Genomic DNA, 26,969 nt, shown 5'->3' on the forward strand with positions numbered 1-26,969 from the left:
CTAATCCGGAAGCTGCGCCCGGTCGACGATGCGCTGACCGAGCGCGCGGGCGCGGATCGCCGCGGCCGGATCGCCCTGCAGTGCCGCGGCACGATACCAGTGCCAGGCTTGCGCCAGATCGCGGGGTACGCCGTCACCGCGTTCGTACAGCGTTGCGACGATGTACTGGGCGCCGATGTCGCCGCCCTTCGCGGCGCGTTCGTACCAGCGCGCCGCGCGGCGCATGTCTAGCGGTGCGCCGCGGCCGAGGAAGTACTGGGTCGCCAGATTGACCTGTGCCTCGATATGGCCCTGACGTGCAGCGAGTTCGAACCAGCGCGTAGCCTCGCTCAGCGAGCGCGGGACGCCACGGCCGAGTTCGTACAAACGCCCCAGTGCGAACTGTGCCGGCGCCGAGCCCGATTCGGCGGCAAAGCGCAGCCAGCGCGCAGCCACCGCATCGTCGCGGGCGATGCCCTCGCCGTTGAGCAGCAGCATGGCGGTGTTGTACTGGGCGTGGACATCACCGGCTCGGGCGGCGGCCTGGAACTGACGCGCCGCTTCCGCAACATCGCCGCGACGGTAGGCTTCCATGCCGGCGCCGCTTGCTGCGGCGATGGCTGAACAGAATGACAGCATGAGTAAAAGACGCATCTCGACCCCCAAGCGGCGTGGTGCCGCGGCTGCCTGCAGGTCGCTAAGCGACGGCAGGGGCGGTGAGGCAGCAATCTTGTGACTGACGGGCGGTGTCGGCCCTGCGCGGCATCGCAAACACATGCGGACCGGTCTGATCGGGGCGGGAGCGTACGTGCTTGATCCAGTCTATGCAGCCCGCCGAGGGCGCCGCAGCCCGGTTTGGTGGCGGCGGGGCCCGGCAAGACCGGCGGTCGGCAGGGGCGCATTTCGCTTCATTCTGTCTGTCGTGCCGGCGGGGCAAGGCTGACCATTTGCTGGCAGCGAACCGCCGAGCGCTGCAGGCCGCCACGCGCGCCTTGTCAAAAGCACGGGCACGTTGGCGAATGACTGCGGCATTGCGCCCGACGCAATAGGGGAATCACCGTTTGCTGCGTTGCACCAGCGTCATCCCGTCGGCGTTATGATCGCCGGATAGCCAGAACGAAGGGTGATCATGCACATCAAGCTCAACGAGTATCCGCAGCGCAGGCTGTTGAACGACGAGGCACACGCCCGGCCGTTCGAACCGGCGGCCACGCCGGGGCAGCTCAGCTACATCGCCTTTCTGAACCGCAACGTCTCGGCCGAGCAGGAGCGCTGGCTCATCGGCGAGCTGTGCGCATGGTTCGAGGTCGACGCGCCCGAGGCGAGCCAGGTGAATTTCTCGGTTGATCTTGGCCCGCTGCGCTTCAAGTGGGCGCGGCACACCGAATTCTCGTCGTTCACGTTTTCGCGCTTTGGCGCCGCCGGTGAAGCGTTCTCCGGCAACGCGCTGGAACTGCTGCCGCCCGACTGGCTGGCCCAGCTGCCGGGTAATGTGCTGCTGGCAACGCATGCCGTGCTGCTGGCCGACGTCGACCTGCCGGTGCCGCTGGAGGAGATCAGCGCGCGCTACTTCGACGGTCACGACCTGATCGGCGCGCAGATCGGCGAGGGCAGCGGGACTGCCTGCACCGATTTCCGCATCCATGCTGACGGTTTTTCGCGTTATCTGGTCATCGACCACAGCATGGGCCGGCGTCAGGCCGGACGGATGCTGCAGCGGCTGTTCGAGATCGACACCTACCGGATGCTGGCGTTTCTGGCGCTGCCGGTTGCCAAAAGCATTTCGCCCGAACTGACCGACGCCGACCGCGAACTTGCGGAACTGACCACGGCGATGTCGAGCGCGCGGCAGGACGACGAGCCGGCCCTGCTCGACCGGCTGACTAAACTGGCTGCACGGATCGAGAGCGCGCTGTCGCTGACCGACTACCGCTTCTCGGCTGCGCATGCGTACTACGAACTGGTGCGCCGGCGTGTCGGCGAACTGCGCGAACTGCGCATCCAGGGTGTGCAGCCCTTCCACGAGTTCGTCGAACGCCGCCTCGGCCCGGCAATGGAAACCTGCGAATCGGTCGCCCGACGCCAGCGGGTACTCGCGGCACGGGTGGCGCGTGCGTCGTCATTACTGCGTACCCGCGTCGACATCACCCACGAGAAGCAGAATCAGGCGCTGCTCGAGTCGATGGACAAACGCGCCCACCTGCAACTGCGGTTGCAGGAAACGGTGGAAGGGTTGTCGGTTGCGGCGATCACCTATTACACCGTCGGCCTCGTCGGCTATGCGGCCAAGGGACTGAAAACCATCGGCGTCCACGTCAACCCGGAGCTGGCGACCGGCATCGCGATTCCGGTTGTTGCGTTGATGGTGGCGCTGGGGCTGCGACGGATGCGCAAGGCGCTGATGCACGAGGGATGATCAGAAAGTGATGTTGGCGACGGTATTGGCGCATTTGGCGCTGATGAGCTTGACCTCGGCGATGCCGAGCTTGACGCCCAAGGCTTCGAGCAGCCCCAGCAAGATCGCATCGACGCCAGGCAGCGGAATACCCAGCAACTGACTGGCGCCGACCTTGGCGGGATTGGGGGCTGCGATGCTGCCGTCTTGGGCGACCGTGAAATCGACGGTGCCCGCGCCAGCAGCGATCGGTGTACAGACCGGCAAGCCAAGCAACCAGGTGCACACCTGCGCGCCGGAGGTGGTAACGGCAAGCTCTACGTCGGTTTTGTTTCCGTTGCAACGAACCTTGGTCAGTGTCGCAGTAGCCGGGGCGACTGCAACACTGATGTTGAGTACGGTGATGCCGAGCAAAGACAACGCCTGAACCTGCAGCGTTGACTGGTTGCCTACCGCCTTTGTATAGGGGGTGCCATCGGGCTTGTAACCCGGCCTGCCGGCTGCATAGACGGCGGGCTTGACCAGCGTGGCGTTGATGCTGGCGAGCTTGATGATGCCGACGCCGATATTGACGCCCAGCACCGCTACTCCCTTGTTCTTTTGCGCCAGTTGCAGACCGGACATCAGCAGGTCGCCGGCACGCAACTGGACGGCGGAGCTGGCGTCGAGCAGCGCCAGATTGAGCAGGTCTCCGATCTTGACCGCAGTCGAACCCAGCGAGGCGCTGATCAGCTTGTTGGCTGCGTTAAGCGTTGCGCCGGACTGGCCGTCCATGGTCATCGCGTTGACCACTGCGGTCTGGAACTGGTTATAGGTCAGCGTGGTTGCCAGCAGTTGATCCATGCTGGCAGCGCCGACTTGCGTCATCAGGCTGCCGATCTTGAGCTGTGATGCAACCAGCGCGTTGTTGTCAGCCAGCGTCAAAGGAATGGTGACTCCAAGACCAGTAAGTACGCTGTTCAGATTCGCCAGTGCTGCAGCGCTGGTATCGAGTTCAAGCAGCGCGCTGCCGAGCATGAACGATGCATAAGGCTGCGCCGGCATGGCGATTGCCTCAGCCTGCACAGCCTGTGTGCCGGGCAGGAACAGCATGGTGAACGCGGGGTTGCTGGCAACGATACGCACGGCGTTGCTGCCGCTGGCTGCCGGACTGGCGGTACAGGCGGCAGGGCTGCTGAGCGTGTTGGGCGAAGTCGATGCCCAGCGGCCGGTAAAGCAACTCAACGTTCTGGGCGCCACCAGACCGTTCTGGGCTGCGCTGCTTTGCGCAGCGGTCAGTGGCGCGACCGACATGTACTGTGCCGCCGAGGTGGCTGCAAAGTCGGCGATGCTCTGCAACTGGCGGCGCTCGACGTAAAGCCGGCCGATGTCCAGCGCACCGAGGGCAACGATGCCCAGCAACAGGATGCCGCCCATTGCGATGGCGATGCTGCCCCGTTGCCGTTTCATGCTTACTGTCTTCCGGAGGTTTTGACCGATTCGACGTCGACGCCCGGCATCGGTGTTTCGAAGCTTTTCTGGTAGCGCTGGTAGGCCTTGACCGCTTCTTCGGAGCGCGCCGGCAGTGGCGATGCCGATTCGCCGCTGACTTGCAGGGCCAGCCAGGCGCGGGTGGCATCGCCAATGTGGTACTCGGCCTCGGCTGCCAGCGTGCTTGCCGAGGCAAGCAGAACGAACAGTGTCCAGTATTTCATCGGTGTCTCCTAGGGCGTGGGGCTGAGCGTCTGTGCAAGTTGCAGGCCGCCACCCGGTTGTTGCCATTGGCGTGCTTCGCCCTGGATGCGCTGAGCTACATCGGCGGGAATGTCGGGGTCGGCCGAGCCGGTGCTGAGCTGGCGGTAGAGTGCGAGATTGGCGCGGAAACGCGGTTCGCTGGGGGACAGTTCGACTGCGCGCGACAGCGCCTGGGCGGCGGTATCCCAATCCCCGCGCATCAGCGCCAGATAGCCCAGATCGTTCCAGATGAAGGGATTGGTCGGGGCATCACGGCTGGCCGCATCGAAGTAGCGACGGGCCTGATCCCACTGTTGCCGGCCGGCATAGATCAGCGCCAGACCGTGCTCGGCGGCCGAACGTTGCGGCCCTTGCAACAGCTGTTCGTAGTTGCGCTGGGCAGCATCGGTCTTGCCGGTTGCGCGTTCGGCGCGGGCACGCAGCAATTGGGTCTGCGCATCCGAGCCATACTTGCCTTCCAGTGCATCCAGATGCGAGAGCGCGGCGTAGTTCGAGTTCTGGTCGAGCAGCGTCGAGACCAGCGCCACATAGGTGCCACGGGCATCGGCGTTTTTGCCGGGCGCGGGGGTGGTGGCGAGCTTGGCCTGCTCGTCGAGCATCTGCCGTTGCGCCTGTTGCGGGTTCTGCGCGCAGGCGGCCAGGGTGAGGGCGGCAAGTGCAAGGGTGGGACGGATCATCAGCGGCCTCCCGCGTGTTGTAGGGTCTGGACCAGCGACAGCATGCCGGGGCCGGCCAGCAGGATGAACAGTGCCGGGAACATGAACAGCACCATGACCCCGGTCATCTTGACGGTCAGCTGGCCGATCAGCGTTTTCAGCTGCATGCGCTGCTGTTCGAGCAGGCGCTCACCGAACTTGGCCAGCGGTTCTTCGGCCGCGCCGCCATAGCGCTCCAGCCGGTCCATCAGTTGGGCCAGTGCCGAAAAATCGGGCGACTCGAACAGCGTGGCGAGTGGCTCCAGCGATTCGCGCCGATCCCGTCCGCCCTGATAGCGCTGATTGGCGAGTGCGATCTCCGGCGCAAGGACCGGCAGTACCAGCCGGAACTCTTCGGCGACGACAAGCAGCGATTGGCCGACACCCATGCCCGATCCTTGCAGCATGCGCAGCAGGTCGATCAGCAGCAGGAGTTCCTTGCCGGCGGCAGCGACGCGCTGGCGCACACGAATGCGCAGCAGCCGCTCCGGCAACAGAATGCCGACGATCGTTGCGGCTGCGGTGCCGATCAGGGCGAAGCTGTGCTGCAAGCCAAGGACTGCCACCGTGAGTGCACCGAGCAGGACCGGCAGGGCGATGCGGAACACGAGGTAGTTGTAGTAGTCGGCCTCGTTGCGGAAACCTGCAGCCGACAACAGCTTGCGCGTTGGCTGCGTGTGACGCAGCGCATGCGGGTCCTGCACCAGACGGCGCGCCAGCCGGCTGAGCCGGGAGCGGCGCTCGGATTGCGCTGGCGCGGGGCCGATGGGCAAGCGCAGGAACAACTGGCGTTCGGTGCGCAGATCACGAACCAGTACGAAACCGGTCAGTACAACGGCCAGTACGATGAAAACCCAGGCGAGCAGGAAAATGACGCTGAGCATGTCCGGTCTCCTAAACGCGCTTGGCCAGCCTGTAGAGGAAAAAGGCGCCGGCAAGCTGCAGGGCCAGCACGACCATCAACATGCGTTGTCCGGTCGGGTCTCGGAACAGCACGCTCATGTAATCCTGATTCAGTGTTCCCATCACCAGGCCGATGGCCATGGGGGCGATGCCCAGCACCCAGGCCGACAGCCGGACCTCCGACGTCAGTGCCAGCAGTTCTTCGTGCGCGGCCTGCCGTGCCTGCAGCACCGTGGCAATGCGGTTGACGAGCTTTTCCGGTTGCCCGCCGTAGTGCATGGCGACCTTCATGGCCGCGGCCAGCAGATCGAATTCGGAAATCTTGTACAGTGCAGCCACTTGCCGCAGCGCCGCGTCGAGCTCGATCCCGGCCGAATGCAGCGCTTGTGCGCGTTGCAGCATCGCGACCAGCGGCTGGGGGGTGTCGTCCAGTACCTTGCCAAAGGCCAGCGGCAGGCTGTGGCCGACCGAGGCGAGCCGTGCCAGACCGTCGAGCAGCGCCGGCAGTTGCAGGACGGCGCGCTGCCGCTGCCGGGCTGCCCGGTAGGCTTGCAGCCCGGCCAGCAGGGCCAGCATCGCTGCTGCCGCGATTGCGCCGGCCGGTCCGCCCAACAGGCGCAGTGCGACCAGACTGGCCACCAGGGGCAACAGCAACCAGATGCCCCAGTAGCGTGGCAGCTCGTCTCGCCGGGCCAACAGCCAGAGTTGCCAGCGTGCCAGGGCACTCGGGTGGGACAGCGAAGGATCATCCTGTCTGGCGTGGCGTGCGAGCCGCATTTGCAGCTCGCGTTCGCGGCGCGCGATGATCCAGAGACAGATTCCCGCGCCAATCAGGCAGAGTACGGCGGCAAGGACGAGCAGGCTAAGCATGAATGCGCTCCCACGGCGCCAGCTTGCTGTTGCTGATGCGGGCGTCGGTGCGTATCCATCGGGGCGTCGGCGATGACGAGAACCGGAACAGCTCCTGCATGGCGACCATGTCCTGGTTCATGCCGGTCAGCTCGGTGACGCTGAGCATGCGCCGGCTGCCGTCGGCCAGACGGCCGACCTGGACGATCAGGTCGACGGCGCTGGCGACCTGCCGGCGCAGACTCAGGTCGCTGCCGGCAAAGCCGGCAAAGCCGGCGAGCATTTCCAGCCGGTACAGCGCATCGAGCGCCGAGCTGGCATGCAGCGTACCCATCGAACCGTCGTGACCGGTACTCATCGCCTGCAGCATTTCGAGTACTTCGGCACCGCGTACCTCGCCGACGACGATGCGGTCGGGACGCATGCGCAGACTGTTGCGGACGAGATCACGAATGGTGATCTGCCCCGCGCCTTCGTAGCCGCCGGGACGGCTCTCCAGCTTGACGACGTGCGGATGCTGCAGATCGAGTTCGGCGGTGTCTTCGATGGTGATGACGCGCTCGCCGCTCGGAATGTAGTTCGACAGCACGTTCAGCATCGACGTCTTGCCGCTGCTGGTGGCGCCGATCACCAGCAGATTGCAGCGCTGGCGAACGGCATAGGCCAGAAAGTCGAGCAGTTCCGGTGAAAGGGCGCCGACCTCGACCATGCGGTCACCGGTGTAGAAGCCGCTGTGGAACTTGCGGATCGATACGGCGGCGCCATCGACGGCAAGCGGCGGAATGATGGCGTTGAGGCGGCCGCCACCGGGCAGGCGGGCGTCGACCATCGGGCTGGATTCGTCGAGCCGGCGTCCGAGGGGGGCAAGCAGCCGGCGCAGGAAGCCGACCAGATGTTCGTTGTCGCGGAAACGGACCGGTTCGTTCGTCAGTACGCCACGACGCGAGACCACGATCGAGTGCGGCCCGTTGATCAGGATGTCTTCGACCGCAGCATCGTTCAGCAGGTCCTCGATCGGCCCGTAGCCGACCAGTTCCTTGATCAGCGCATCGGCGATGGCGGTGACTTCGCGCTCGTTGATCGCGATCTGGCGGCTGGCGACAAACAGGCCGACTTCCTGGCGGACGACGCGAATCAGCCGGTCGCGTGGCCAGTCTGCAAAGCTGCTGCCCAGTTCGGTGATCCGGTCGATCAGGAAGTCGTGCGCCGCGTACTGGATGCGCTCGAACTCCGGGCTGCCGAGAAAGCCGCCAGTCGGTGCGCTCATGCGGTTTCCGGCTTCACGAAGAGGCGAGACAGCCGCAGACCCAGCGTTTCGCCATGTTTGTCGGTGCTACCCAGACCCAGTTCACTCAGCAGCTGGCTGGCCAGATGATCGAGTTCGCGGCCGAGTTTGCCTTGCGTCGACAGCGGCTTGCCGAAGCTTTGGGCATCGTTGAGGGCGGCGGCATCGTGTGGCAGCACGGCGGCCAGCGGCAGGCCGAAACGGTGCGCCAGATGTTCCGCATTGACGACGCGATCACCGGCATAGCGGTTGACCACGACCCGCCAGTTCGACGTGCCGAATCCGGCGGCCTCGCACTGGCTCAGGTAGTCAAGGCTGGCCTTCAGGCCGCTGATGCCTTGCTCGCACACCAGCAGCACCGTGTCGGCGCTGCGGACAAGGTGCTGCGACAGCAGTGGGTCAGGGCTGAAGCCCAGGTCGACGACCACGACCTTGAAGTAGGACCGCAGGATGCGGAACAGCCGTAGTGCATCGGCAGCGCCGATTTCGCCACGTTCTTCCGCGCTGACCGGCAGAGGCAGCACGGCCAGACCTTGCGCGTGACGTGAAAACGCCGTTTGCAGCATCATCCGGTCGAACCGGGCCAGGTTGTGGATGGCCCCGAGCATGTCGAGTTCGGGTTCAAGCCCGAGATACAGGCTGCAATCGCGGACCGGCGAGCCGCAATCGAGCAGCAGGACTTCACCGTCGCCGAGCTTGGCCTTGACGCGCAGTGCCAGTTCGGTGGCCACGCTGCTGGTCCCCATGCCCTGGCGGGCGCCGACGAGGGCGATCATCGGGCAGCCGTTCTGCTGTGGCTGGCCGTCGTCGTGCTGGCACAGCGTGTCGTAAACGATGCTGCTGGCCAGCGCGAGGTTGCCGACGTCGATGAATTCCTCGACGCCGGCCTTGAGTGCGGCGTGCATTGCCGCTTCGGTCGGCGTGCCGACGCCGATCAGTGCCAATGCAGGATAGAACTCGGCCAGCTGCTTGGCGGCGTCGTGCGATTGCGGGCTGTGCTCGTCGAATACCAGCAGCACTGCATCGGGCCCGAGCAGGCTGATTTCGCGAATCAGGTCGCCGACGTCGCCGTGCCGTGACAGCACCACGCCGAGCGCGACCAGCGCGCGATCGAGCCGGTCGGCCAGCAGCGTGTCGCTGGAATAAAGCAGGAAGGTGTGCGCGCCGTTGCCGATGGGCGAACCGAGTGGTGATTGGGCCATGTTCATTGCGAGAACCCCGTGAGCTGACGATCCTTGCCGAGGCCGAGCAGCCAGAGCTTCCAGATCGAGGTGTTGATGCCGCTGTTGTCGCCGGGGAGCGGCGGCTTGTTCGCATCGTGGGCAATCGGCGACACCAGATGCGGCGTGACGACGATCAGCAGTTCGCGGTCTTCGCGTTCGTCTTCGAGCCGCTTGAAGAATGCGCCGAGAATCGGGATGTCGCCGAGTCCGGGGACCTTGTCGACGTTCTTGCGCAGATTGCGCGACACCAGGCCGCCGATGACGAAGCTCTCGCCATCGCCGAGCTCGACCGTGGTGTCGGCACGTCGCGTGACCACCGACGGTACGGCGGTGCCGTTGAGCAGGATGGCGCGCGAGTAATCGAGTTCGCTGGCTTCGGGGGCCACCTTCAACGCGATGCGTTGCTTGTTGATCACTGTCGGCGAAAACGCCAGACCGATACCGAACTTCTTCCATTCGATCGACACGGTGCCGAGCGTTTGCGCGACCGGGATCGGCAACTCGCCGCCTGCGAGAAAGGTGGCGGTCTGACCGGAGAGTGCGACGAGGCTCGGTTCGGCCAGCACCTGCACGTAGCCGTTCGATTCGAGCAGGCTCAGCGCACCGGTGATGTCCCAGTTGCCGGTCACCTTGCGGGCGATCAGGTTGAACGCCGAGGAGATCGGCGTGCTGCTGTCGAAGTTCAGCAAGTCGCCGTTGGAGGTCACCTTGTTGAGCGTGCCCGGTGTGAACGAGCCGAAGGAAAAGCCCGAGCTGGTTTTCAGTACGCTGAGGTTGAGGCCCACCGCAGCAAGGGTGTGGCGCGAGAACTCGACCACGCGAATGTCGACCTGTACCGCACCGCCGGAAGGCAGGACCGTCCGGTCGTCGACGCCTTTGCCGAGTCCGCCGACAAACTGGCTGTGCCGGGCCACGTCGTCGATTTCGCCATCGAGTGTTTGCCGGGCGCCTTCGCTGTGCCAGTTGATGCCGGGGCTGGCGTCGACCGGCGCACGGGCGGCCACCTTGACGCTGATGCGCTGCGGCTGTGACTGGCCTTGCTGCCAGAGCAGAATCGTCGTCTCGCCCGGCTTGCGGCCGTCGACCAGCAGGCTGTCCCGTTGCTTGGGGATCTGCACATCGGCAATCGACGGGTCGGCGACGGCGACACGCTGCAGCTTCTGGATGGGCACGACCTGCATGTCGCCCACGTGTATGCGCAATGTGCCGCTCGTGTTCTCTGCTTGTGCCACGGTGGCGATCAGGCCGAGCCCGGCGCAGGCGATCATCAGTCCCTTACTGTTGTCCCTTGCCACGGATCACCTCCACGCCGGATTCGTTGTTGGCTGCTTGTTGCGTGACCTTGGGCGGTGCGATTCGCTCGGCAGTCGCAACCTGCCTCACCGGAGGCGGAGCGACCGTGCGTAGCGGTACTGCGCCGGCGGGCGTGCCGGCCAGTTCGGAGACGGTGCGCACGGCAACGTCGTCGGTATTGGCGCCCGGTGCGCGCAGAACGAGTGTCAGTTGGCCGTGCTGCTGGCCAAGGATCAGGTCACCGACGGCGGTCGCAGGAATGGCGAGGACCGCCGAGCGCGCCTTGTCGTTCTGGCCGCCATCGCTGCTGCCCGGTATGGCAGGGTCGTTTTTTGCGCCGATGGCCTTGGGGCCGAATGCCAGTACGCGAATGTCGGTCAACAGACGGTTGGCTGCGCTGTGCAGCACCTCCTGGTCGTCGCGGCGAAGTGCAAGGTAGACGTCGACCCGGTCGCCCGGCTGTAGCCGGTTGCCAACGGCCTTCACCTCGTCGACAGCCAGGGCAAGCGCCCGCTCGTCGGGGGCCAGCATTTCCGCGAAGCCCGGGACCGAAAAGTCGGCTTCCGTGAGTACGGTGCCTGCACTGATGCTGTGTGCCGGTAGCCGACCAGCCACGGCTTCTGCCGTGGTCAAAGCACCGGAGACGGGAACGCTTTGGCGGCTGGCGCGGACCTGCTCTACCGCGACGGGTTGTCCTGGGGTCAGGTTGACGCTCGCCTGGACGACGGTATACAGCGGCGCCGGGCCGGCTTGGGGCTTGTTGTTCGAAGACCAGCGGGCGCCCAGCGCAAAACCCATCAGTGCGAGGCCGGCTGCACCAAGGCCGTAGGCGGTGCGTTTGAGTCGGGTCGACATGCGCGCACTTCCTCTCAGTTGAGCACAAGCTGGTCAAGTTGGACCGCTGCCTGACTGCTGATCGTTGTCGGGTACGGCAAACCCAGCATCGAGGGCAGGATGGGCTGCGCAGCGTAGGGGTAGTTCACGACGATGGCGAGGCAGGTCAGATTGGCCGGGCAGGTGCCGCTTGCTGTCTGGATCTGGATGTTCAGGAAAGATTGGCGCGCAGTCGGCCAGCCCCTGACGGCTTGCTGGACGGCCGCAGTAATGGCGGTATTGCGCGCAGCAGGATTGGCCGCATAGCGCATCGCTGCTCGGCCTCCCTCGGCGGCTGCGAGTGTCAGTTGCTGTTGCAAAACGAACAGCAACGAGTACGCGACCATGCCATAGAGCAGTAGCAAAAGCAGCGGTAGTGTCAGCGCGAATTCAAGCGCGGCAGCACCGCGCTGATTGAAAGCGGGAATCGGCATGGTGTGTCCCCTGCCTGATGAAATTTGATTTAGCGTGGACTGGAAACAGGGTTTGTCGATATCGATTTGTATTGCGGGGCAGAACGAAAGTCCCTGGGGGCAGGCAGAACCGCAGCCATGTTCTGCCTGTGTGTTTCTTGTGATGCCATCAAGTGCACGCACCACCGCTCAGGCAGGTGGTAATTCGGCCAAAGACTGCAGTAATTTCAGTGCCAAGTGTCGTCGCAGCAACTGCGATGACAATGGCAATTAAAGCTGCGACCAGCGCGTATTCGATGGCGGTTGCGCCTTTTTGCCGGCGGAGGCGTGAGATCGAGATATTCATGACATTTCTCCTTGCCAAACATGACTACATCTCTGACCAGATTTTTCCGTTGGTGGTCAGGTTCAGTTGCAGCTTAGGAAGGAGCGCAGGTGCGATCAGGGTTTGCTGACGAACGGCTGGCTTATTTTCGACTGTTATTTATTTTTTACTGCCTTTGGCTGTAATTATTGTAGAGCGTGCGGGCGCATTGACTTCACGTCGTTCAGTCGGCCGGTGTGGTGTAGCCAGCAGAAAGCGCGTCAAGATCGGCCCTGATCTGACGTGCTTCCAGATGAACGGCGCGGGCGACGGCCTGATGGAAGCCGGGGTGGCGCAACCAGTGTGCGGACTGCGTGAGGACTGGTGCAAAGCCACGGGCGAGCTTGTGCTCGCCCTGTGCGCCACCTTCGAATACCGGCAGGCCATGCTCGAGTGCGAATTCGATGCCCTGGTAGTAGCACAGCTCGAAGTGCAGCGCGGGGATGAAGCCGGCGTCGTCCCATTGCGCGCCCCAGTAGCGGCCGTAGAGGCGGTCACTGTCGACCAGATCGAGCGCTGCGGCGACGGGGTGGCCATTCCGGTAGGCAAGGATCAGCAGGCAGGCATCGGGCAGCGATTGCCAGAGACGCAGGAAGAAGTCGAGCGTCAGGTACGGGTTGCTACGGTGTTCGTCGTAGGTATTGGTGTAGCAGGCCGTGAAGAAACGCCAGTCCGCTTCGGTGATCGCTGCACCGCGCTTGCGAACGATCTCGATGCCGGCGTCCAGGACCTTGCGTCGCTCCTGGCGGAGCTTTTTGCGTTTGTCACGCTTGAGCGCGTCGAGAAAGTCGTCGAAGTCGCGCCAGTCCGGCTGTCGTTGCCAGTGGAACTGGATCTGGCTACGCAGGAAGAAGCCGGCTGCTTCGAGTGCGGTGGCGTCGGCATCGTCGTGAAACAGCACATGCACCGAACCGGCGTCGAGCGATTCGGCTGCCGCCCGCAGCCCGTGCGCCAGTTGCAGCCGTTGCCCGTCGTCCGATGTCATCAGCCTTGAACCGGGTACCGGGGTGAACGGCACCGCCGAGACGAGCTTCGGGTAGTAGTCGAGGCCGTGCTGCTCGTAGGCGCGCACCCACGACCAGTCGAACACGTATTCGCCGAACGAGTGCGATTTCAGATAGAGCGGCACGGCCGCAGCTAGGCCGTCGACGCTCAGATGACACGGTTGCCAGCCGGTTTGCGCGCTGACGCAGCCACTGCGCTCGAGCGCATCCAGAAAGGCGTGCTGCAGGACCGTCTGACTGCCGGCCAGTGTGTTCCAGCGTGCGGGGTCGAGCGCCGCGATACGAGAATGAAGCTGGATGTCCATGAGCGGATCCAAGGGCGATGGAGCTAGGGTAAAGCCCGAGCGACAGCGGCGGCAAGGCAGCGTAGAACGGGCCGGTTGACCCGCGAGGTGGGAGCCGCGCTATGAAAAAACAACTACAAGTGGGGCTGATCGGTTATGGCAACGCAGGCAAGACCTATCACGCACCACTGATCACGGCGACGCCGGGGCTGAAGCTGGCGGCGATCGCATCGAGCCGGACACTGGCGGTCAATGCGGACTGGCCCGATGTCGATGTCGAACCCGATGCCGACGCGCTGATCGCGCGGCGTGATCTTGATCTGGTGGTGATCGCGACGCCGAACGACAGCCACGCATCGCTGGCGCGCGCGGCGCTGATCGCCGGGCGCAACGTCGTGGTCGACAAGCCGTTCACGCTGACCGTTGCCGAGGCCGAATCGCTGGTGGCGCTTGCCACCCAGACCGGGCTGCTGCTGTCGGTCTTTCACAACAGCCGCTGGCATGCCGACTTCATCGCGATTCGCAGTGCGATCACGGCCGGCAGGATCGGCACGGTCAAACAGTTCGAAAGCCGGGTCGACCGTTTCCGGCCGGTGGTCCAGCAACGCTGGCGCGAGGCGGCACAAGCCGGCGCCGGGCTGTGGTACGACTTCGGCCCGCACCTAGTCGATCAGGCATTGCAGCTGTTCGGCGTGCCGCAGACCGTCTGGGCCGACCTGGCGCTGCGGCGCGACGGCGCGCTGTCCGATGACGACGTGCACGTCGTGCTCGGCTATCCGGCGCTGCGTGTCGTGCTCGGGGTCAGCAATCTCGTGGTGGGGGGCGGACACCGCTTCCTCGTCCACGGCACCGGCGGCAGCCTCGTCGTCGACGGGGCCGACAGTCAAGCCGAACAGCTCAAGGCCGGCATGCGCCCGGGGCATCCGGCATGGGCATTCGATGCCCGGCAGATGGCCCTGTATACCGAGGCCGGCGGCGAAACGCGCAAGCAGCACATCGATCTGCCGCGGGGCGAATACACCGCCTACTACGCCGGTATCCGTGACGCCTTGCTGGGGAGCGGCCCGAATCCGGTGATGCCATCCGATGCCGTCGCGGTGATGCGGGTGATCGAGGCCGGCATCACCAGCAGCAGAAGCGGCAGGCGCATCGATCTCTGAGTTAGGTTGCGACCGGACTTACGCCCCCCGAACGCCGGCTTGCGTTCAGGGGGCGTTTGCCGGATGCCGCATCAATGTCGCCCTATTGCCGGCGGTGGGCCGCTTTACTCGGCCAGTGCGCCCCGGGCATTGGCGACCAGTTCGCGAACCAGCGCGGCGTCGGTGTCGACGATCGCGTATTCGTCCTGCCCCGGCGCGCCCATCTTGACCACGGCGTTGCGGTAGCGCATTGCGCTGTCGCGCGGTGCGCGGCCCGAGCTGTGGTATTCGCGGCAGCCGGTCTGCCGGACCAGCTCGGCGATATTGTGGTCACGGACTCCGGCACCGGGCATCACGATGATCCGGTCGCCGGCGATCTCGTTCAGCTGCTTGAGCATCGCCGCACCCTCGAGTGCGCTCGGCGCCTGGCCGCTGGTGAGCAGCCGGTTGCAGCCGGTGGCAATCACGTCTTCCAGCGCCTTGAGCGGATCGCGGGCGACGTCGAAGGCGCGGTGGAAACTGACCTGCATCGGCGCGGCGAGCTCGACCAGCTCGCGCGTCCGGGCGACGTCGATGTCGCCGTCGGCGCTCAGCAGACCGATGACGACGCCGTCGGCGCCGATCTTCTTGCACGCGAGGATGTCGCGCTTCATCACTTCGAACTCGATGTCGTCGTAGAGGAAGTCGCCGCCGCGCGGACGGATGATGACGTTCAGCGTGATCCACAAGCGGTCACGCGCAACGGCGATCGCACCGTGCGACGGCGTGGTGCCGCCTTCGAGCAGGTTGTCGCAGAATTCGACGCGTGCGGCGCCGCCTTCCTGCGCGGCCAGACACGAGTAAACCGAACCGGCACAGATTTCCAGCTGAATTTGATCGGATGCGGACATGGGATTCCTCCGTGGGCAATGACGGCGATGTTAGCCCTAGCGGCTGCCGGACCCAAACAAAAAGCCGCGCGGTGGCGCGGCTTTTTGTTGCGGATCAAGTCGAGCGGGGCCCGGCTCAGGCGGCGCGGCCCTCGCGCACCATGCCGCCGTTGAGCACGGCGAACACTGCGCGCTGGCGCTCGTTCAGTTCGGACAGCTGCTGCGTGAGCTGGCGGTCGATGTCCTCGAGTTCCTCGATCCGGCCTTCGAGCGTGTCGGTCGCCTTGTGGATGCGCTTGATGCTCTCAAGCCGGCGGCGCAGCTGCAGCTGGTGCTCCTTGACCTGCGTTTCCATCGGCGCCATCACGGCCTTGAGCCAGTGCTCGACGTCACGGTTGGCGACTTCGAACACGTAGACGACACGGCTGGCGACGGTTTCGAAGAACTTGTGTGTCAGGCGGCCCTGGCTGGTCGTCAGCAGCCGGCCGACGGTGTTGAAGTGCTCGCGGAACGACTTCTCCAGCCGTGCCAGCTCCTTGTGGTACTTGAGCGTCGAGAACGGCGGCGGGGTGACCTGGCCGAGGCCGTGCTCCTCGCTGAATTTCTTGTACATCGCGGCCATCATCGCCTGTACTTCGGCGACCTGTTCGGCAGCACGGCTGATGTTGTCGTTCACGTCCTTGAAGAAGCGGTCCATGATCGCGCGCAGCCCGGTTTCGCCGAACGAGAACAGGCTGCGTTCCATTTCGGCGCGGATGCCGGCGATCTGCGCTTTCAGCGCATCCATGCCGAGCAGCGTCAGCAGCTGGTTCTGCTGCTGCGAGAAGATCGACCGCAGCGCCTGGAAGCGCACCAGGCCCTGTTCGAACTCGCGCTTGTCGGCCTGCACCTTCTCCATCATCTGGGCGACGACGTCCTGGTTCTTGCCGCGCAGGCCGGTCAGCTCGAACAGCTGTTCGGTCACGCCGTCACGGCGGGCCGAAAGGATGCCGCGCGTGGCCATGACGATGTCTTCGACCTCGGTCACCGTTGCATCGCGGACGATGTCGAGCTTGGCCGGCAGCAGTTCTTCCGACAATGCGGTTTCCAGCGCGATCAGGCGCGAACGCTCGAGCAGCGCGGTGTTGTCCTGCACCTTGGCGACCAGCGCCTTCTGCGCCGACACCGGATAGACCTGCCGCGTCGAGATGCCGAGCAGCTGCGCCGTCGTGTCGACCTGACGGACGATTTCGGCGTCGGTCTCCGCCGGCGACTTCAGCTCGTCCCACAGCGTATCGATCTTGTTGAGCACGACCAGCCGGCCGCGGCCGCTGCCCTGCGATTTGCCGATGTGGTTGCGCCAGACGTCGATGTCGCTCTTGGTGACGCCGGTCTCGGCGGCGAGGATGAACAGGATCGCGTGCGCGTTCGGCAGCAGGTTCAGCGTCAGCTCGGGTTCGGTACCGATCGCGTTCAGCCCCGGCGTATCGAGGATGACCAGGCCCTGTTCGAGCAGCGGGTGCGGGAAGTTGATGATGGCATGGCGCCAGCACGGAATCTCGATCGTGCCGTCGTGACCGACGACGAGTTGCTGATCGGCGTCGCTGCTGTCGTAAAGGCCGAACTTCTGTGCCTCGTCGAGCCGGGCGCGGCGGGTTTCGCCGACGCGGCGGAATGCGGCGAGCAGCTGGTCGGGGTTGTCGATGTCGAGCGGAATCGTCGTCCATTCTTCCGCGTAGCGACGGTACTCGCTGGTGGTGACGTTCTGCGCGCGCGTTTCGATCGGCAGCAGCTTGATCGACGGCGGCTCGCTGCCGTCGTACAGCAGCTCGGTCGGACACATCGTCGTCCGGCCGGCGCTCGAAGGCAGCACGCGCTTGCCGTAGTGGGCGAAGAAGATCGCGTTGATCAGCTCGGACTTGCCGCGCGAGAACTCGGCGACAAAGGCGATGTTGAGCTTGTCGTCGCGCAGCTTGCCCTGCAGCGCGTTGATGCGCAGCTGGGTCTGCGCGTCGTCGAGGTCCTGATCGGTGAGCCAGCGCGACAGTTGCGCCACCGACTGCGTCAGCGTCGCGCGCCACTGGCTGTAGGCCTGGAAGTCGCCGACGAGGCGATCGCCTGCGTCGGTCGGATCGTTGACGGCGACATCGTCGCGATGCAGGTAATCGGTGCTCATGGGCTCACGGCCTCGTATTGTAAATATTGCCGCTGTTATCACCCGCGCGCGCGGCGCTGTCAACGCTGGCAGCGGGGGCAGTAGTAGCTTGTCCGCTGGCCGATACGGATTTGCCGGATGAGCGTGCCGCAAACGCGGCAGGGTGTGTCATTCCGGCCATAAACGAAGGCGTTGAGCTGGAAGTAGCCGGGCTTGCCTTCGGTATCGACGAAGTCGCGCAGCGTGCTGCCTCCGGCGCTGATCGCCTCGGCCAGCGTCGCCTTGATCGCCTCGGCCAGCTTCGCCGTTTCGTCGGCGTTCAGTGCGCTGGCCGGCCGTTCCGGGTGGACGCCGGCGCGGAACAGCGATTCGGACGCGTAGATGTTGCCGACGCCGACGACGACATGGTTGTCCATGATGACCAGCTTCACCGCGCGGCGCGTGCGCTGCAGTGCCGCGGCGAGGTGGGTGGCGTCGAAGGCGTCGGACAGTGGCTCCGGCCCCAGCGCGGCGATCAGCGGGTGGTCGCTGCCGTCGCCGTCGGCCCACAGCAGCGCGCCGAAGCGGCGCGGATCGCGGTAGCGCAGCCGTACACCCGAGGCGAGCACCAGATCGAAATGGTCGTGCTTTTCCGGCGGGTAGGCCTCGGTCAGCACCCGCAGGCTGCCGCTCATGCCGAGGTGGACGATGGCCGTGCCGGTGTCGAACCCGATCAGCAAATATTTGGCTCGCCGGCGCAGCGAGCGGATCGGCTGGCCGGCGATGCGTTCCGGCAGCTCGGGCGGAATGGGCCAGCGCAGCCGGGCTTCGCGCACGATCAGTTCGCTGACGACGGCGCCGTCAAGGTAGGGGGCGACACCGCGGCGTGTGGTTTCGACTTCGGGCAGCTCTGGCATGGTCTTTACTGGTAAGGCGCGCCGGCGTTTGGACGCCGTCTCGCTGATTCATTAAGATCAGGCTGTCTAACATAAAACAGGCCAGACCGTCGCTATGACCAAATCGCCCGCCGTTCGTACCACGCGTTTGCTGTCGGCGTTGCTGCTGGCGTTCGGGCTGTCGGCCTGCGCGTCGATGGGCACGCCGAGCGCCGTCGGCAACGCCAGTGAGCCCGCCGCGGAAGCCGCGCCGGGGCTCGACGACGATGCGATTCCCGACGACAAGCTGCCCAAGATTCCGCTGACCAGCGAATTGCTGCTGCGCTTCCTTGTCGGCGATATCGCGCTGCAGCGCGACCGGCCGCAACTGGCGGCACAAACCTGGCACGATCTGGCGCAACGGACCGACGACCCGCGCGTCGCGCGTCGCGCGACCGAAATCGCCATCGGCAGCGGGCAGTTGTCGATTGCCCGGGACGATGCACAACGCTGGATCGACGCCGTGCCCGACTCGGTCGCCGCACGGCAGGTGATGCTCAGCCTGCTGATCCGCGCCAACCGGCTCGACGAAGCCAAACCGCACATCCAGGCGCTGCTGGCCGCGCAGCCCGAGGAAATCGCGCCGTTTTTCCTGCAGATGCACCTGCTCTGGGACAAGAACACCGATCGCGAGGCGGCGCTCAAGCTGACCGAAGAGCTGACGACACCGTATCCGAAGCTGGCCGAGGCGCATTTTGCCCGCGCCGTCGCGCTGGCCAACGTCGGACGCATCGACGATGCCCTGAAGGAGCTCGACGAAGCCAACCGGCTCAAGGCCAACTGGGAGCCGGCGATCCTCTATCGCGCCCAACTGATGGGCAAGTCGTCGACGCCTCAGGCGCGTATCGATTACCTGCAGTCGGCCGAGCGCGCGCTGCCCAAGTCGATGGCCTTGCGTTCGGCCCTGGCGCGCGAATATGTCGAGGCCAATCGTTTCGACGCCGCGCTCAAGGTGTATGACGAAATGCTCGCGCTGCAGCCGAACAATCTGGAAGCGCTGACCGGCAGCGGTCTGGTGGCCTTGCAGACGCATGATCTCGACATGGCGGAAAAGCGGCTGACCCGCGCGACCGAGCTGGCGCCGCAGCAGACCGGCAACCTCCGCTACTACCTCGGCCAGATCGCCGAGGAAGGCTACCGCTTTACCGATGCACGTGACTGGTACGAGGCCGTCGATGGCGAGTTGAAGCCTTCGGCCGACAAGCGTCTGGTCCGCGTACTGGCCCGACTGGGCGATATCGACGGCGCGCAGGCGCAGGTCAAGGCGATCCCGGCACCGAACGACGAGGCGAAAGTCGAGAAGATCCAGCTCGAAGCGTCGATCTGGCGCGAGGTGAAGCAGTACCGCAAGGGCTACGACCTGCTGAGCGAAGGCCTCAAGCGCTACCCGGCGAGCACCGATCTGATCTACGACCGCTCGCTGTTTCTGGATCTGATGGGCAAGCAGGCCGAAGCCGAGGCCGAACTGCGCCGCTATCTGGCACTGGAACCCGACAACGCCATCGGCCTGAATGCGCTGGGCTATACGCTGGCCAACCATTCGACCGCGAGTGACACGGCCAGACTGGCCGAATCGCAGAAGCTGCTCGATGCGGCGCTGGCCAAGGAGCCCGACAACCCGACCGTGCTCGACAGCATGGGCTGGCTGCGCTATCGCCAGGGCAGATTGAACGACGCCAAGGGACTGCTCGAAAAAGCCTATGCCCGGATGTCCGACCCTGAAATCGGCGCCCATCTGGCCGAGGTGCTCTGGCAGCTTGGCGACAAGGCCGAGGCCCGCAAGCTCTTCGATACGGCGACCAGGGTTGATCCGAGCAACGAAGTCGTGCGAGAGGCGGTCCAGCGGCTGGGCGTGAAGTGATGCGCCGTTTGAGTGCCGTGCTGCTGGCCGGTGCCCTGCTGGCCGGCTGCGCCAGCGTGCCGCCGCCGGCGGCCGGCGATCTGGTGGCGCTGGGGCGGGTCAGCATCAAGCGGCCGCAGGGCAATGACTACGCCAATTTCATCTGGACCTGGCACGCTGCCGAAAGCCGGCTGGCGCTGAACAATCCGCTGGGGCAGACGCTGGCCGAGCTGACAATGACGGCAACCGGCGCCAGCTACCGTGATGCCGAGGGCCGGGTGCTCAGCGCCGGCGACGCCGATGCCCTGCTGCAGGACGGCCTCGGCTGGTCGGTGCCGGTCAACGGTCTGGTGCACTGGCTCAAGGGCGAAGCCGATCCGGGCAGCCCGGCAACGGTGCGTGACGCCGACGGCCGGCGCACGATTCTCCAGTCCGGCTGGCAGATCGAACTGTCCGAGTGGCAGCCCCGTGCCGACGGCCAGCGCCTGCCGCGCCGCCTGCATTTGACCCGTCCCGACCTTGACCTGCGTATCGCGATTTCCGAATGGCAACCCTGAACGATTTTCCGCCCGACGCGGCCGGCTGGCGCGCGTTTCCCGCTCCGGCCAAGCTCAACCTCTTCCTGCATGTCATCGGTCGTCGCGACGATGGCTACCATCTGCTGGAATCGGTGTTCCAGCTCATCGACCTTGCCGACACCATCCGCTTGCGGCTGCGTGACGACGGCGAGATCGTTCGTGTCGATCCGCTGCCCGGCGTGTCGCCGGAAACCGACCTGACCGTACGCGCCGCTCGCTTGCTGCAGCGGGAAACAGGCTGCAGCTTCGGCGTTGACATCGCTGTCGACAAGCATCTGCCCATGGGCGGTGGCGTCGGTGGCGGCAGCTCGGACGCGGCGACCGTGCTGCTGGCGTTGAACCGGTTGTGGCGGCTCGACCTGAGCCGGGAGCGGCTGATGCAGCTCGGTGCCTCGCTCGGCGCCGACGTGCCGTTCTTCATCTTCGGCGAAACGGCTTTCGTCGAGGGCATCGGCGAACGGATGACCCCCGTGCCCGGTGCTGCCGGCCATTTCGTGGTGCTGCACCCGCCGGTGCATGTACCGACACCGGAAATTTTTTGCGACCTGGGCTTGACGCGGGATACTCCACCACTTAATATGCGCGACCTCAACGCAGTAACTACCCGCAACGATTTGCAGGTGGTGGCTGTGAGGAAGCATCCTCTGATCGGGCAGTACATCGCCTGGTTGGGCCGGTTTTCCCCGGCAAGGATGACCGGTTCCGGAAGCTGTGTGTTTGCACATTTCGCTTCACAAGCCGGTGCAGATGCAGTAGTATCGCAGCTTCCTCGGAACATGACCGGATGGGTTGCGAAAGCAGCAGATCGGCATCCGTTGAAAGAATTTGCCGGATGATCGGCAAACGCCGCTAGGGGAGTCGCCAAGTTGGTTAAGGCATCGGATTTTGATTCCGACATGCGAAGGTTCGAATCCTTCTTCCCCTGCCAAATTCGAAAAGAAAAGCGTGTAACCCGGGTTACACGCTTTTCGTTTTTCTAGGGTTTGAAAATGGCTTACGACAGCCTCATGGTCTTCACCGGCAACGCTAACCCCAAGCTTGCCGATCGTGTTGTCAATCATCTTGACATCTCACTGGGCCGGGCAACCGTCGGCCGTTTCTCCGATGGCGAAGTCACCGTCGAATTGCTCGAAAATGTTCGCGGCCGCGACGTTTTCGTTCTGCAGTCGACCTGTGTGCCGACCAACGACAACCTGATGGAAATGATCCTGATCGTCGATGCGCTCAAGCGTGCATCGGCCGGCCGGATCACTGCCGCAATTCCGTACTTCGGCTACGCGCGCCAGGACCGCCGACCGCGTTCGGCCCGTGTGCCGATTTCGGCCAAGGTCGTCGCGAACATGCTGCAGGCCGCCGGCGTCGACCGCCTGCTGACCGTCGATGTCCATGCCGACCAGATCCAGGGCTTTTTCGACATTCCGGTCGACAACATCTATTCGACGCCGGTGCTGTTCGCCGACATCCGCGCGCAGAACTACGAGAACCTGATGGTCGTGTCGCCGGACGTCGGTGGCGTGCTGCGTGCCCGTGCAATGGCCAAGCAGCTCGGTACCGACATGGCGATCATCGACAAGCGTCGTCCGAAGGCCAACGTGGCCGAAGTGATGCACATCATCGGTGACGTGAAGGACCGGACCTGCCTGATCGTCGACGACATGATCGATACCGCCAACACCCTGTGCAAGGCCGCCGCCGCGCTGAAGGCGCACGGCGCCAAGCGCGTGCTGGCGTATGCCACGCACCCGGTGTTCTCGGGCGCCGCCGTCGAGCGCATCCTGCAGTCGGACCTCGACGAAGTCGTCGTCACCGACACCATTCCGCTGTCGGACACGGCCGAACTGTCGGGCCGCATCCGCTGCGTGTCGATCGCCGGCCTGCTGGCCGAGACGATGCGCCGCATCAACAACGAAGAGTCGGTCTCGTCGCTGTTCGTTGACTAATTCAGGGGATTTTTCCCCGGAATCGGCAGCCTTCCTGGTCGCGGGAGGCTGTTGCTTTTAATGCTATGGAGCAAACCATGACTTACGAAATTCAAGCTGCAGCCCGTGCTGCACAGGGTACCGGTGCGAGCCGCCGCCTGCGCAAGACTGGCAAACTGCCGGGTATCGTCTACGGCGGCAGCACTGCCCCGCTGGCGATCGAACTCGATCACAACAGCATGTACTACACCCTGCAGGAAGAAGCTTTCCACACCGCGCTGATCAAGCTCGCCGTGGATGGCAAGACCGAACAGGTGCTGCTGCGCTCGGTGAACTACCACCCGTTCAAGCAGCAAGTGCTGCACGTGGACTTCCAGCGTGTTGAAGCTGGCAGCACCGTTGAAGTGCGCGTACCGCTGCACTTCGTCGGCGCCGACACCTGCGAAGGTGTGAAGCTGCAAGGTGGTTCGATCCGTTACATCCTGAACGATGTGAAGGTTCGCTGCCTGGCCGACAAGATCCCGGAATTCCTGAACGTGGATCTGTCGAAGATGGCCGTTGGCAACACCATCGCCCACTTGACCGACATCGTTCTGCCGGAAGGCGTGACGTTGCTGGCACTGGCTCGCGGAGAAGACCTCGCTGTGGCCAGCCTGAACGGTGCCAAGGCCGGTTAATCCAGCCCGCTCCGTCCGAAACCCGCCGTGGCGCAAGCCCGGCGGGTTTTTTGTTTGCCCGGTTTGCCTGCAAGCCGGATGACGGAATCTTTTGGCCTTGCCATGCGCTACGATGACGGCATCATCGTGGATTGATCAGGGTTTTTATGTATTCGAACGAACAACCCGAAGGTCAGGACGTTCACCGCAAGCATGTTCCCAGCCCGCTTGAGCTGCTCGCGAACCTGCCGGTGATTCCGCCGCGCCATCGTCCAAAGGTGCGTGCGGTGGGGCTGATTGTCGGTCTGGTGTTGCTGGTCTACTGGCTGGCCCCGCGCTGGGGGGTGTCACCCTTTCATTCCCGCCAGGATGGTCTCGACTACTACCCGCACTTTACCGATGTCCAGGCGTCGCGCTACCAGTCCGCAGCGCCGAAGCGGCCGCCGGACGTCGTCGTGCAGGTCGGCTGGCCGGGTTGGCGGCTCGAGCAGTACGCCAGACGCTACGGGGAATCCAATACCTGGCTGGTGCTGCGCAATGCCGATGGCGAAGTCCGCTGGCAGCAGGTTGCCGACAACGACAACTGGCTTGGTGACTACCGGATCAAGCCCGACTCGGCGCACTGGGCCTGGTTCGGCGGCTGGGTGGTCGAGCTGCAATCGCCGCGGGTCGAGGATGCGCGCCTGTATCTGGCACCGGACGGATCGCCAAGACTGATCCGCCAGTGGCCGAACGCGCAGGCGCGGGCCAGACTCAAGGCGCTGGGCGCCTAGGCGGCGACTCGCGTTATCATGGTGGCCTTGCCTGCCGCGGGCGGGCCATCCGCTTTCTTTCCGATGTCCTCAATCAAACTGATCGTCGGCCTGGGCAATCCCGGTGCCGAGTATGCTGCAACCCGGCACAACGCCGGTTTCTGGTGGGTCGACCAACTGGCGCGTGATGCCGGCATCTCGCTGCGGCATGACGTCAAATTCCACGGTCTCGCCGGCCGGGCCCGTCTGGACGGGCGCGAGGTGTGGCTGCTCGAACCGCAGACCTATATGAACAAGAGCGGACTGTCGGTCGTCGCGCTGGCGCAGTTCTACAAAATCCTGCCGAACGAGATCCTTGTCGTCCATGACGAACTCGACTTGCCGGCCGGGCAGATCAAGCTCAAGCAGGGCGGTGGCCACGGTGGCCACAACGGCCTGCGCGATATTCAGGCCCACCTGTCAACGCCTGCGTTCTGGCGATTGCGCGTCGGCGTCGGTCATCCGGGCAACCGCAACGAGGTGGTCAACTTCGTGCTCAAGCCGCCGCGCAAGGAAGAACAGGACGCGATCGATGATGCGCTGACACGCGCGCATCACATCCTGCCGATGCTGCTGGCCGGCGAAACCGGCGCGGCGATGCAGAAGCTGCATACCGACGACAGCAAGATGCGGCCGCACAAGCCGGCCCCCGGGGCCTGAAATGCAGACGATCCTGGTGGCCAATCCCAAGGGCGGCAGCGGCAAGACGACGGTGGCGATTCAGCTGGCGACGTGGTTTGCCTGGCAGCGTCGCCCGGTGGTGCTGGCCGACCTGGACCGGCAGCAGTCGGCGCTGCGCTGGCTGGCGCTGCGCCCCGATACCTTTCCGGCGATCCGTGGCCGCGACGAGATCGTCGACCGATTGCCGACCGATGCCGTGCAGGTCGTCGACAGTCCGGCGGGCCTGCATGGCAAGCTGTTCGATGCCGCGCTTCAGGCTGCCGATCGCATCGTCGTGCCGATGCAACCTGCGGCATTCGACCGCTGGGCCAGTGCCGATTTTTTTGCCCGGCTCGCCGAGGAAAAACGCGTACGCAAGGGCAAGGTCGAGATCGCCCTGCTCGGCATGCGCGTCAATGCCCGGACGCAGACGGCACGCGATTTCAGCGCCTTTGTCGACGAGGCTGGTCTGCCATTGCTGGCGACGATTCGCGATACGCAACTTTACGTCCAACTGCAGCCGCGCGGACTTGCGCTGTTCGATCTGCCGCGCCTGCGTTTCGAGCGCGATTGCGAGCAATGGCAACCGCTGCTGAACTGGTTTTGAAATGACAACGACTCAAGCCATTCCGGTCAATCTGGTGACCGGCTTCCTCGGCGTCGGCAAGACAACCGCACTGACGCGCCTGCTGGCAGACAAGCCGGCGAATGAGTACTGGGCGATCATCGTCAACGAGTTCGGCGAGGTCGGCATCGACGGCGCGACGCTGTCGTCGAACGGCGAGGATCTGAACGTGGCCGAGGTGCCGGGCGGCTGCATCTGCTGTACGACGAGCCCGATGCTCCGGACCACATTGACCAAGCTGGCGCGCGGCCGGCGACCGGACCGCTTGCTGATCGAGCCGTCCGGGCTTGGCCATCCGGCCGGCATCGTCGATCTGCTGCGCGATCCCTTCCTGTCCAAGGCCTATCAGACGCGGGCCGTGATCACGCTGATCGATCCGCGCCATCTTGGCGATGCACGTTATACGACACACGAAACCTGGCGTGACCAGATCGAACTCGCCGATGTGCTGGTGCTGAACAAGACCGACCTTGCCGATGCCGACCAGCTTGCGTACGCGCATCGTTTTGCCGCAGCGCTCTATCCGCCGAAACTGGATGTCGTCGAAGCCCGGCAAGGCGCATTCGATCCGGCGCTGCTCGACCTGAGTCTGCTGGCCGAACGCTGGCCGGCGGCGAGTGGCGTCAAAACCGCTGCGCATGCACTGGCACCACGCCGGACTGTCGTGAATGCACGCGCAGCACCGTTGTTCTGGCCGGAACGCAACCTCCAGACCAGCCTGGATTCGGAGAGTTGCGGTTGGGTGTTTCCGCCGGAAACGCAGTTCGATTCGGCGCTGCTGGCCGAGCTGTTCGAGGCTGCCGGGCAGCATTTGCCGGGGCTGACGCGGGCGAAAGGCGTCTTCAATACCGAGCGGGACTGGTACCGGCTCGACTGGGTCGACGGCATGACCGGCGCAGCCGTTTCCGCTTACCGGCGCGACTCCCGGGCCGAATTCATTGTTGCCGGCGGCGTGCCGCCGGACTGGGTCGCAATCGAAGCCCGATTGGCTGCGGCGATGCTCAGCGGCGCAGGATCACGCTGATCTGCTGCAGATAGCTTTGTGCCACGGCGCCATGACCGCGGCTGTTCATCAGGGATTCCCAATGCTGCAGGCACTGGTTCAGCCCGGCCAGGTCGGCGCATTGGCCCAGAACGCGGTCGATCCATTCATCGAGCTCGCCACGCAAATGGGTGTTGTTGCTGATGTAGACAATCTGGCGGATCTGCGCGAGCTGCTTGCTACCCAGCGTTGCCGGGCTAGGCACCGTGGCGGCTGGCGCCGGTGCGGGGGCGGGTACGGGACCGATCTGGCCGGCGATCTTCTCGACCATGCCGTCCCATTCGAGTTCGAGCAGCGCTTGCAGCAACTCGCGTCCGCTCAAGGTCGTGATCAACTGGTCGGTGGTCTTGATGCCGTCGATCTGGATCAGCAGTTGCCGTGATTTGGCTGCCAGTCCGCTTGAACGGTTGACCATTTCGGCGAGTCCCTGCTGGGTCTTGCGATATACCACGCCTTGCATGCCGATTGTCCCTGGCTGAAATTCTGACGAATATATTACGCGGTTGTC

At 64.7% G+C, this 26,969-nt stretch carries 28 protein-coding genes and 1 tRNA gene; 12 read left to right on the forward strand and 17 right to left on the reverse strand.

What is annotated here, in order from left to right; genetic code table 11:
- Positions 1 to 633 (reverse strand): tetratricopeptide repeat protein, encoded by a 633-nt coding sequence (locus JMJ54_RS08435; RefSeq protein ID WP_203537756.1) that lies wholly within the window; start codon positions 631 to 633, stop codon positions 1 to 3.
- Positions 634 to 1,108: 475 nt separating this feature from the next.
- Between JMJ54_RS08435 and JMJ54_RS08440 the strand changes: the two genes are divergently transcribed.
- Positions 1,109 to 2,395 carry a DUF3422 family protein gene (locus tag JMJ54_RS08440; RefSeq protein WP_203537758.1) on the forward strand — a complete coding sequence of 429 codons (1,287 nt, stop codon included), beginning with the start codon at positions 1,109 to 1,111 and terminating at the stop codon, positions 2,393 to 2,395.
- Here JMJ54_RS08440 and JMJ54_RS08445 read toward each other — a convergent pair whose 3' ends face one another.
- From JMJ54_RS08445 to JMJ54_RS08500, 12 genes are all read right to left on the reverse strand, one after another.
- Entirely contained in the window at positions 2,396 to 3,823 is a 1,428-nt protein-coding gene (locus tag JMJ54_RS08445; protein WP_203537760.1) for a pilus assembly protein TadG-related protein, read from the reverse strand.
- A gap of 2 nt (positions 3,824 to 3,825) precedes the next feature.
- On the reverse strand, positions 3,826 to 4,068 hold the full coding sequence (locus JMJ54_RS08450) for a DUF3613 domain-containing protein (protein ID WP_203537762.1): 243 nt from the start codon (positions 4,066 to 4,068) through the stop codon (positions 3,826 to 3,828).
- A 9-nt stretch (positions 4,069 to 4,077) separates the two neighbouring features.
- On the reverse strand, positions 4,078 to 4,785 hold the full coding sequence (locus JMJ54_RS08455; protein WP_203537764.1) for a tetratricopeptide repeat protein: 708 nt from the start codon (positions 4,783 to 4,785) through the stop codon (positions 4,078 to 4,080).
- Positions 4,785 to 5,687: a type II secretion system F family protein gene (locus tag JMJ54_RS08460; protein WP_203537766.1), complete on the reverse strand. Its 903-nt coding sequence runs from the start codon at positions 5,685 to 5,687 to the stop codon at positions 4,785 to 4,787. Before JMJ54_RS08460 ends, JMJ54_RS08455 begins: the two co-directional genes overlap by 1 nt.
- A gap of 10 nt (positions 5,688 to 5,697) precedes the next feature.
- Entirely contained in the window at positions 5,698 to 6,576 is an 879-nt protein-coding gene (locus tag JMJ54_RS08465) for a type II secretion system F family protein (protein ID WP_203537768.1), read from the reverse strand.
- Positions 6,569 to 7,822: a TadA family conjugal transfer-associated ATPase gene (locus JMJ54_RS08470; protein ID WP_203537770.1), complete on the reverse strand. Its 1,254-nt coding sequence runs from the start codon at positions 7,820 to 7,822 to the stop codon at positions 6,569 to 6,571. The genes JMJ54_RS08465 and JMJ54_RS08470 overlap by 8 nt, the downstream gene beginning before the upstream one ends.
- Positions 7,819 to 9,048: a CpaE/TadZ family protein gene (locus JMJ54_RS08475; protein ID WP_203537772.1), complete on the reverse strand. Its 1,230-nt coding sequence runs from the start codon at positions 9,046 to 9,048 to the stop codon at positions 7,819 to 7,821. Before JMJ54_RS08475 ends, JMJ54_RS08470 begins: the two co-directional genes overlap by 4 nt.
- On the reverse strand, positions 9,045 to 10,358 hold the full coding sequence (locus tag JMJ54_RS08480; protein WP_203537773.1) for a type II and III secretion system protein family protein: 1,314 nt from the start codon (positions 10,356 to 10,358) through the stop codon (positions 9,045 to 9,047). The genes JMJ54_RS08475 and JMJ54_RS08480 overlap by 4 nt, the downstream gene beginning before the upstream one ends.
- Positions 10,339 to 11,211, reverse strand: a complete 873-nt coding sequence (cpaB, locus tag JMJ54_RS08485) for a Flp pilus assembly protein CpaB (RefSeq protein ID WP_203537775.1) — start codon at positions 11,209 to 11,211, stop codon at positions 10,339 to 10,341. The genes JMJ54_RS08480 and cpaB overlap by 20 nt, the downstream gene beginning before the upstream one ends.
- A gap of 14 nt (positions 11,212 to 11,225) precedes the next feature.
- Positions 11,226 to 11,663 carry a TadE/TadG family type IV pilus assembly protein gene (locus JMJ54_RS08490; protein ID WP_203537777.1) on the reverse strand — a complete coding sequence of 146 codons (438 nt, stop codon included), beginning with the start codon at positions 11,661 to 11,663 and terminating at the stop codon, positions 11,226 to 11,228.
- A gap of 148 nt (positions 11,664 to 11,811) precedes the next feature.
- Complete coding sequence (locus JMJ54_RS08495) at positions 11,812 to 11,988, reverse strand: Flp family type IVb pilin (RefSeq protein ID WP_203537779.1); 177 nt, start codon at positions 11,986 to 11,988, stop codon at positions 11,812 to 11,814.
- Positions 11,989 to 12,190: 202 nt separating this feature from the next.
- On the reverse strand, positions 12,191 to 13,315 hold the full coding sequence (locus tag JMJ54_RS08500; RefSeq protein ID WP_203537781.1) for a GNAT family N-acetyltransferase: 1,125 nt from the start codon (positions 13,313 to 13,315) through the stop codon (positions 12,191 to 12,193).
- A gap of 101 nt (positions 13,316 to 13,416) precedes the next feature.
- Here JMJ54_RS08500 and JMJ54_RS08505 point away from each other — a divergent pair, with 101 nt between their 5' ends.
- Positions 13,417 to 14,454, forward strand: a complete 1,038-nt coding sequence (locus tag JMJ54_RS08505; protein ID WP_203537783.1) for an oxidoreductase — start codon at positions 13,417 to 13,419, stop codon at positions 14,452 to 14,454.
- 104 nt (positions 14,455 to 14,558) lie between these two features.
- Here the strand turns inward: JMJ54_RS08505 and JMJ54_RS08510 are convergent, their stop codons facing one another.
- The 3 genes from JMJ54_RS08510 to mutM all read right to left on the reverse strand — a co-directional run bounded on the left by JMJ54_RS08510 (position 14,559) and on the right by mutM (position 18,332).
- Positions 14,559 to 15,323, reverse strand: coding sequence for a copper homeostasis protein CutC (locus JMJ54_RS08510; RefSeq protein ID WP_203537785.1), 765 nt, complete (start codon positions 15,321 to 15,323; stop codon positions 14,559 to 14,561).
- A gap of 115 nt (positions 15,324 to 15,438) precedes the next feature.
- A complete protein-coding gene (locus JMJ54_RS08515) occupies positions 15,439 to 17,457 on the reverse strand; it encodes a dynamin family protein (RefSeq protein WP_203537787.1) in 2,019 nt (672 codons plus the stop codon).
- 59 nt (positions 17,458 to 17,516) lie between these two features.
- The gene (mutM, locus tag JMJ54_RS08520) at positions 17,517 to 18,332 is read right to left on the reverse strand and encodes a bifunctional DNA-formamidopyrimidine glycosylase/DNA-(apurinic or apyrimidinic site) lyase (RefSeq protein WP_203537790.1); all 816 of its coding nucleotides are present in this window, start codon (positions 18,330 to 18,332) and stop codon (positions 17,517 to 17,519) included.
- A 94-nt stretch (positions 18,333 to 18,426) separates the two neighbouring features.
- On the opposite strand from mutM, the gene JMJ54_RS08525 reads away from it, so the two are divergent.
- The 10 genes from JMJ54_RS08525 to JMJ54_RS08570 all read left to right on the forward strand — a co-directional run bounded on the left by JMJ54_RS08525 (position 18,427) and on the right by JMJ54_RS08570 (position 26,443).
- The gene (locus tag JMJ54_RS08525) at positions 18,427 to 20,211 is read left to right on the forward strand and encodes a tetratricopeptide repeat protein (protein WP_203537792.1); all 1,785 of its coding nucleotides are present in this window, start codon (positions 18,427 to 18,429) and stop codon (positions 20,209 to 20,211) included.
- Positions 20,211 to 20,747 carry a lipoprotein insertase outer membrane protein LolB gene (gene lolB, locus JMJ54_RS08530; RefSeq protein WP_203537794.1) on the forward strand — a complete coding sequence of 179 codons (537 nt, stop codon included), beginning with the start codon at positions 20,211 to 20,213 and terminating at the stop codon, positions 20,745 to 20,747. Before JMJ54_RS08525 ends, lolB begins: the two co-directional genes overlap by 1 nt.
- Positions 20,735 to 21,604, forward strand: a complete 870-nt coding sequence (gene ispE, locus JMJ54_RS08535; protein WP_203537796.1) for a 4-(cytidine 5'-diphospho)-2-C-methyl-D-erythritol kinase — start codon at positions 20,735 to 20,737, stop codon at positions 21,602 to 21,604. Before lolB ends, ispE begins: the two co-directional genes overlap by 13 nt.
- Before the next feature lie 15 nt (positions 21,605 to 21,619).
- A tRNA-Gln gene (locus tag JMJ54_RS08540) sits at positions 21,620 to 21,696 on the forward strand.
- Positions 21,697 to 21,757: 61 nt separating this feature from the next.
- Positions 21,758 to 22,708: a ribose-phosphate pyrophosphokinase gene (locus tag JMJ54_RS08545; RefSeq protein ID WP_189459903.1), complete on the forward strand. Its 951-nt coding sequence runs from the start codon at positions 21,758 to 21,760 to the stop codon at positions 22,706 to 22,708.
- Between the two features lie 77 nt (positions 22,709 to 22,785).
- On the forward strand, positions 22,786 to 23,364 hold the full coding sequence (locus JMJ54_RS08550) for a 50S ribosomal protein L25/general stress protein Ctc (protein ID WP_203537798.1): 579 nt from the start codon (positions 22,786 to 22,788) through the stop codon (positions 23,362 to 23,364).
- Between the two features lie 146 nt (positions 23,365 to 23,510).
- On the forward strand, positions 23,511 to 24,116 hold the full coding sequence (locus tag JMJ54_RS08555) for a hypothetical protein (protein WP_203537800.1): 606 nt from the start codon (positions 23,511 to 23,513) through the stop codon (positions 24,114 to 24,116).
- 63 nt (positions 24,117 to 24,179) lie between these two features.
- Positions 24,180 to 24,794, forward strand: coding sequence for an aminoacyl-tRNA hydrolase (gene pth / locus JMJ54_RS08560; RefSeq protein WP_203537802.1), 615 nt, complete (start codon positions 24,180 to 24,182; stop codon positions 24,792 to 24,794).
- 1 nt (position 24,795) lies between these two features.
- Positions 24,796 to 25,401, forward strand: coding sequence for an AAA family ATPase (locus tag JMJ54_RS08565; protein ID WP_203537804.1), 606 nt, complete (start codon positions 24,796 to 24,798; stop codon positions 25,399 to 25,401).
- A gap of 1 nt (position 25,402) precedes the next feature.
- Entirely contained in the window at positions 25,403 to 26,443 is a 1,041-nt protein-coding gene (locus JMJ54_RS08570) for a CobW family GTP-binding protein (RefSeq protein ID WP_203537806.1), read from the forward strand.
- On the opposite strand, the gene JMJ54_RS08575 is transcribed toward JMJ54_RS08570, so the two are convergent.
- The gene (locus JMJ54_RS08575) at positions 26,421 to 26,921 is read right to left on the reverse strand and encodes a hypothetical protein (RefSeq protein ID WP_203537808.1); all 501 of its coding nucleotides are present in this window, start codon (positions 26,919 to 26,921) and stop codon (positions 26,421 to 26,423) included. The genes JMJ54_RS08570 and JMJ54_RS08575 overlap by 23 nt on opposite strands.
- Positions 26,922 to 26,969: the final 48 nt, after the last annotated feature.

The organism is Jeongeupia naejangsanensis, assembly GCF_016865585.1.
GTDB classification, from domain to species: Bacteria; Pseudomonadota; Gammaproteobacteria; order Burkholderiales; family Chitinibacteraceae; genus Jeongeupia; species Jeongeupia naejangsanensis.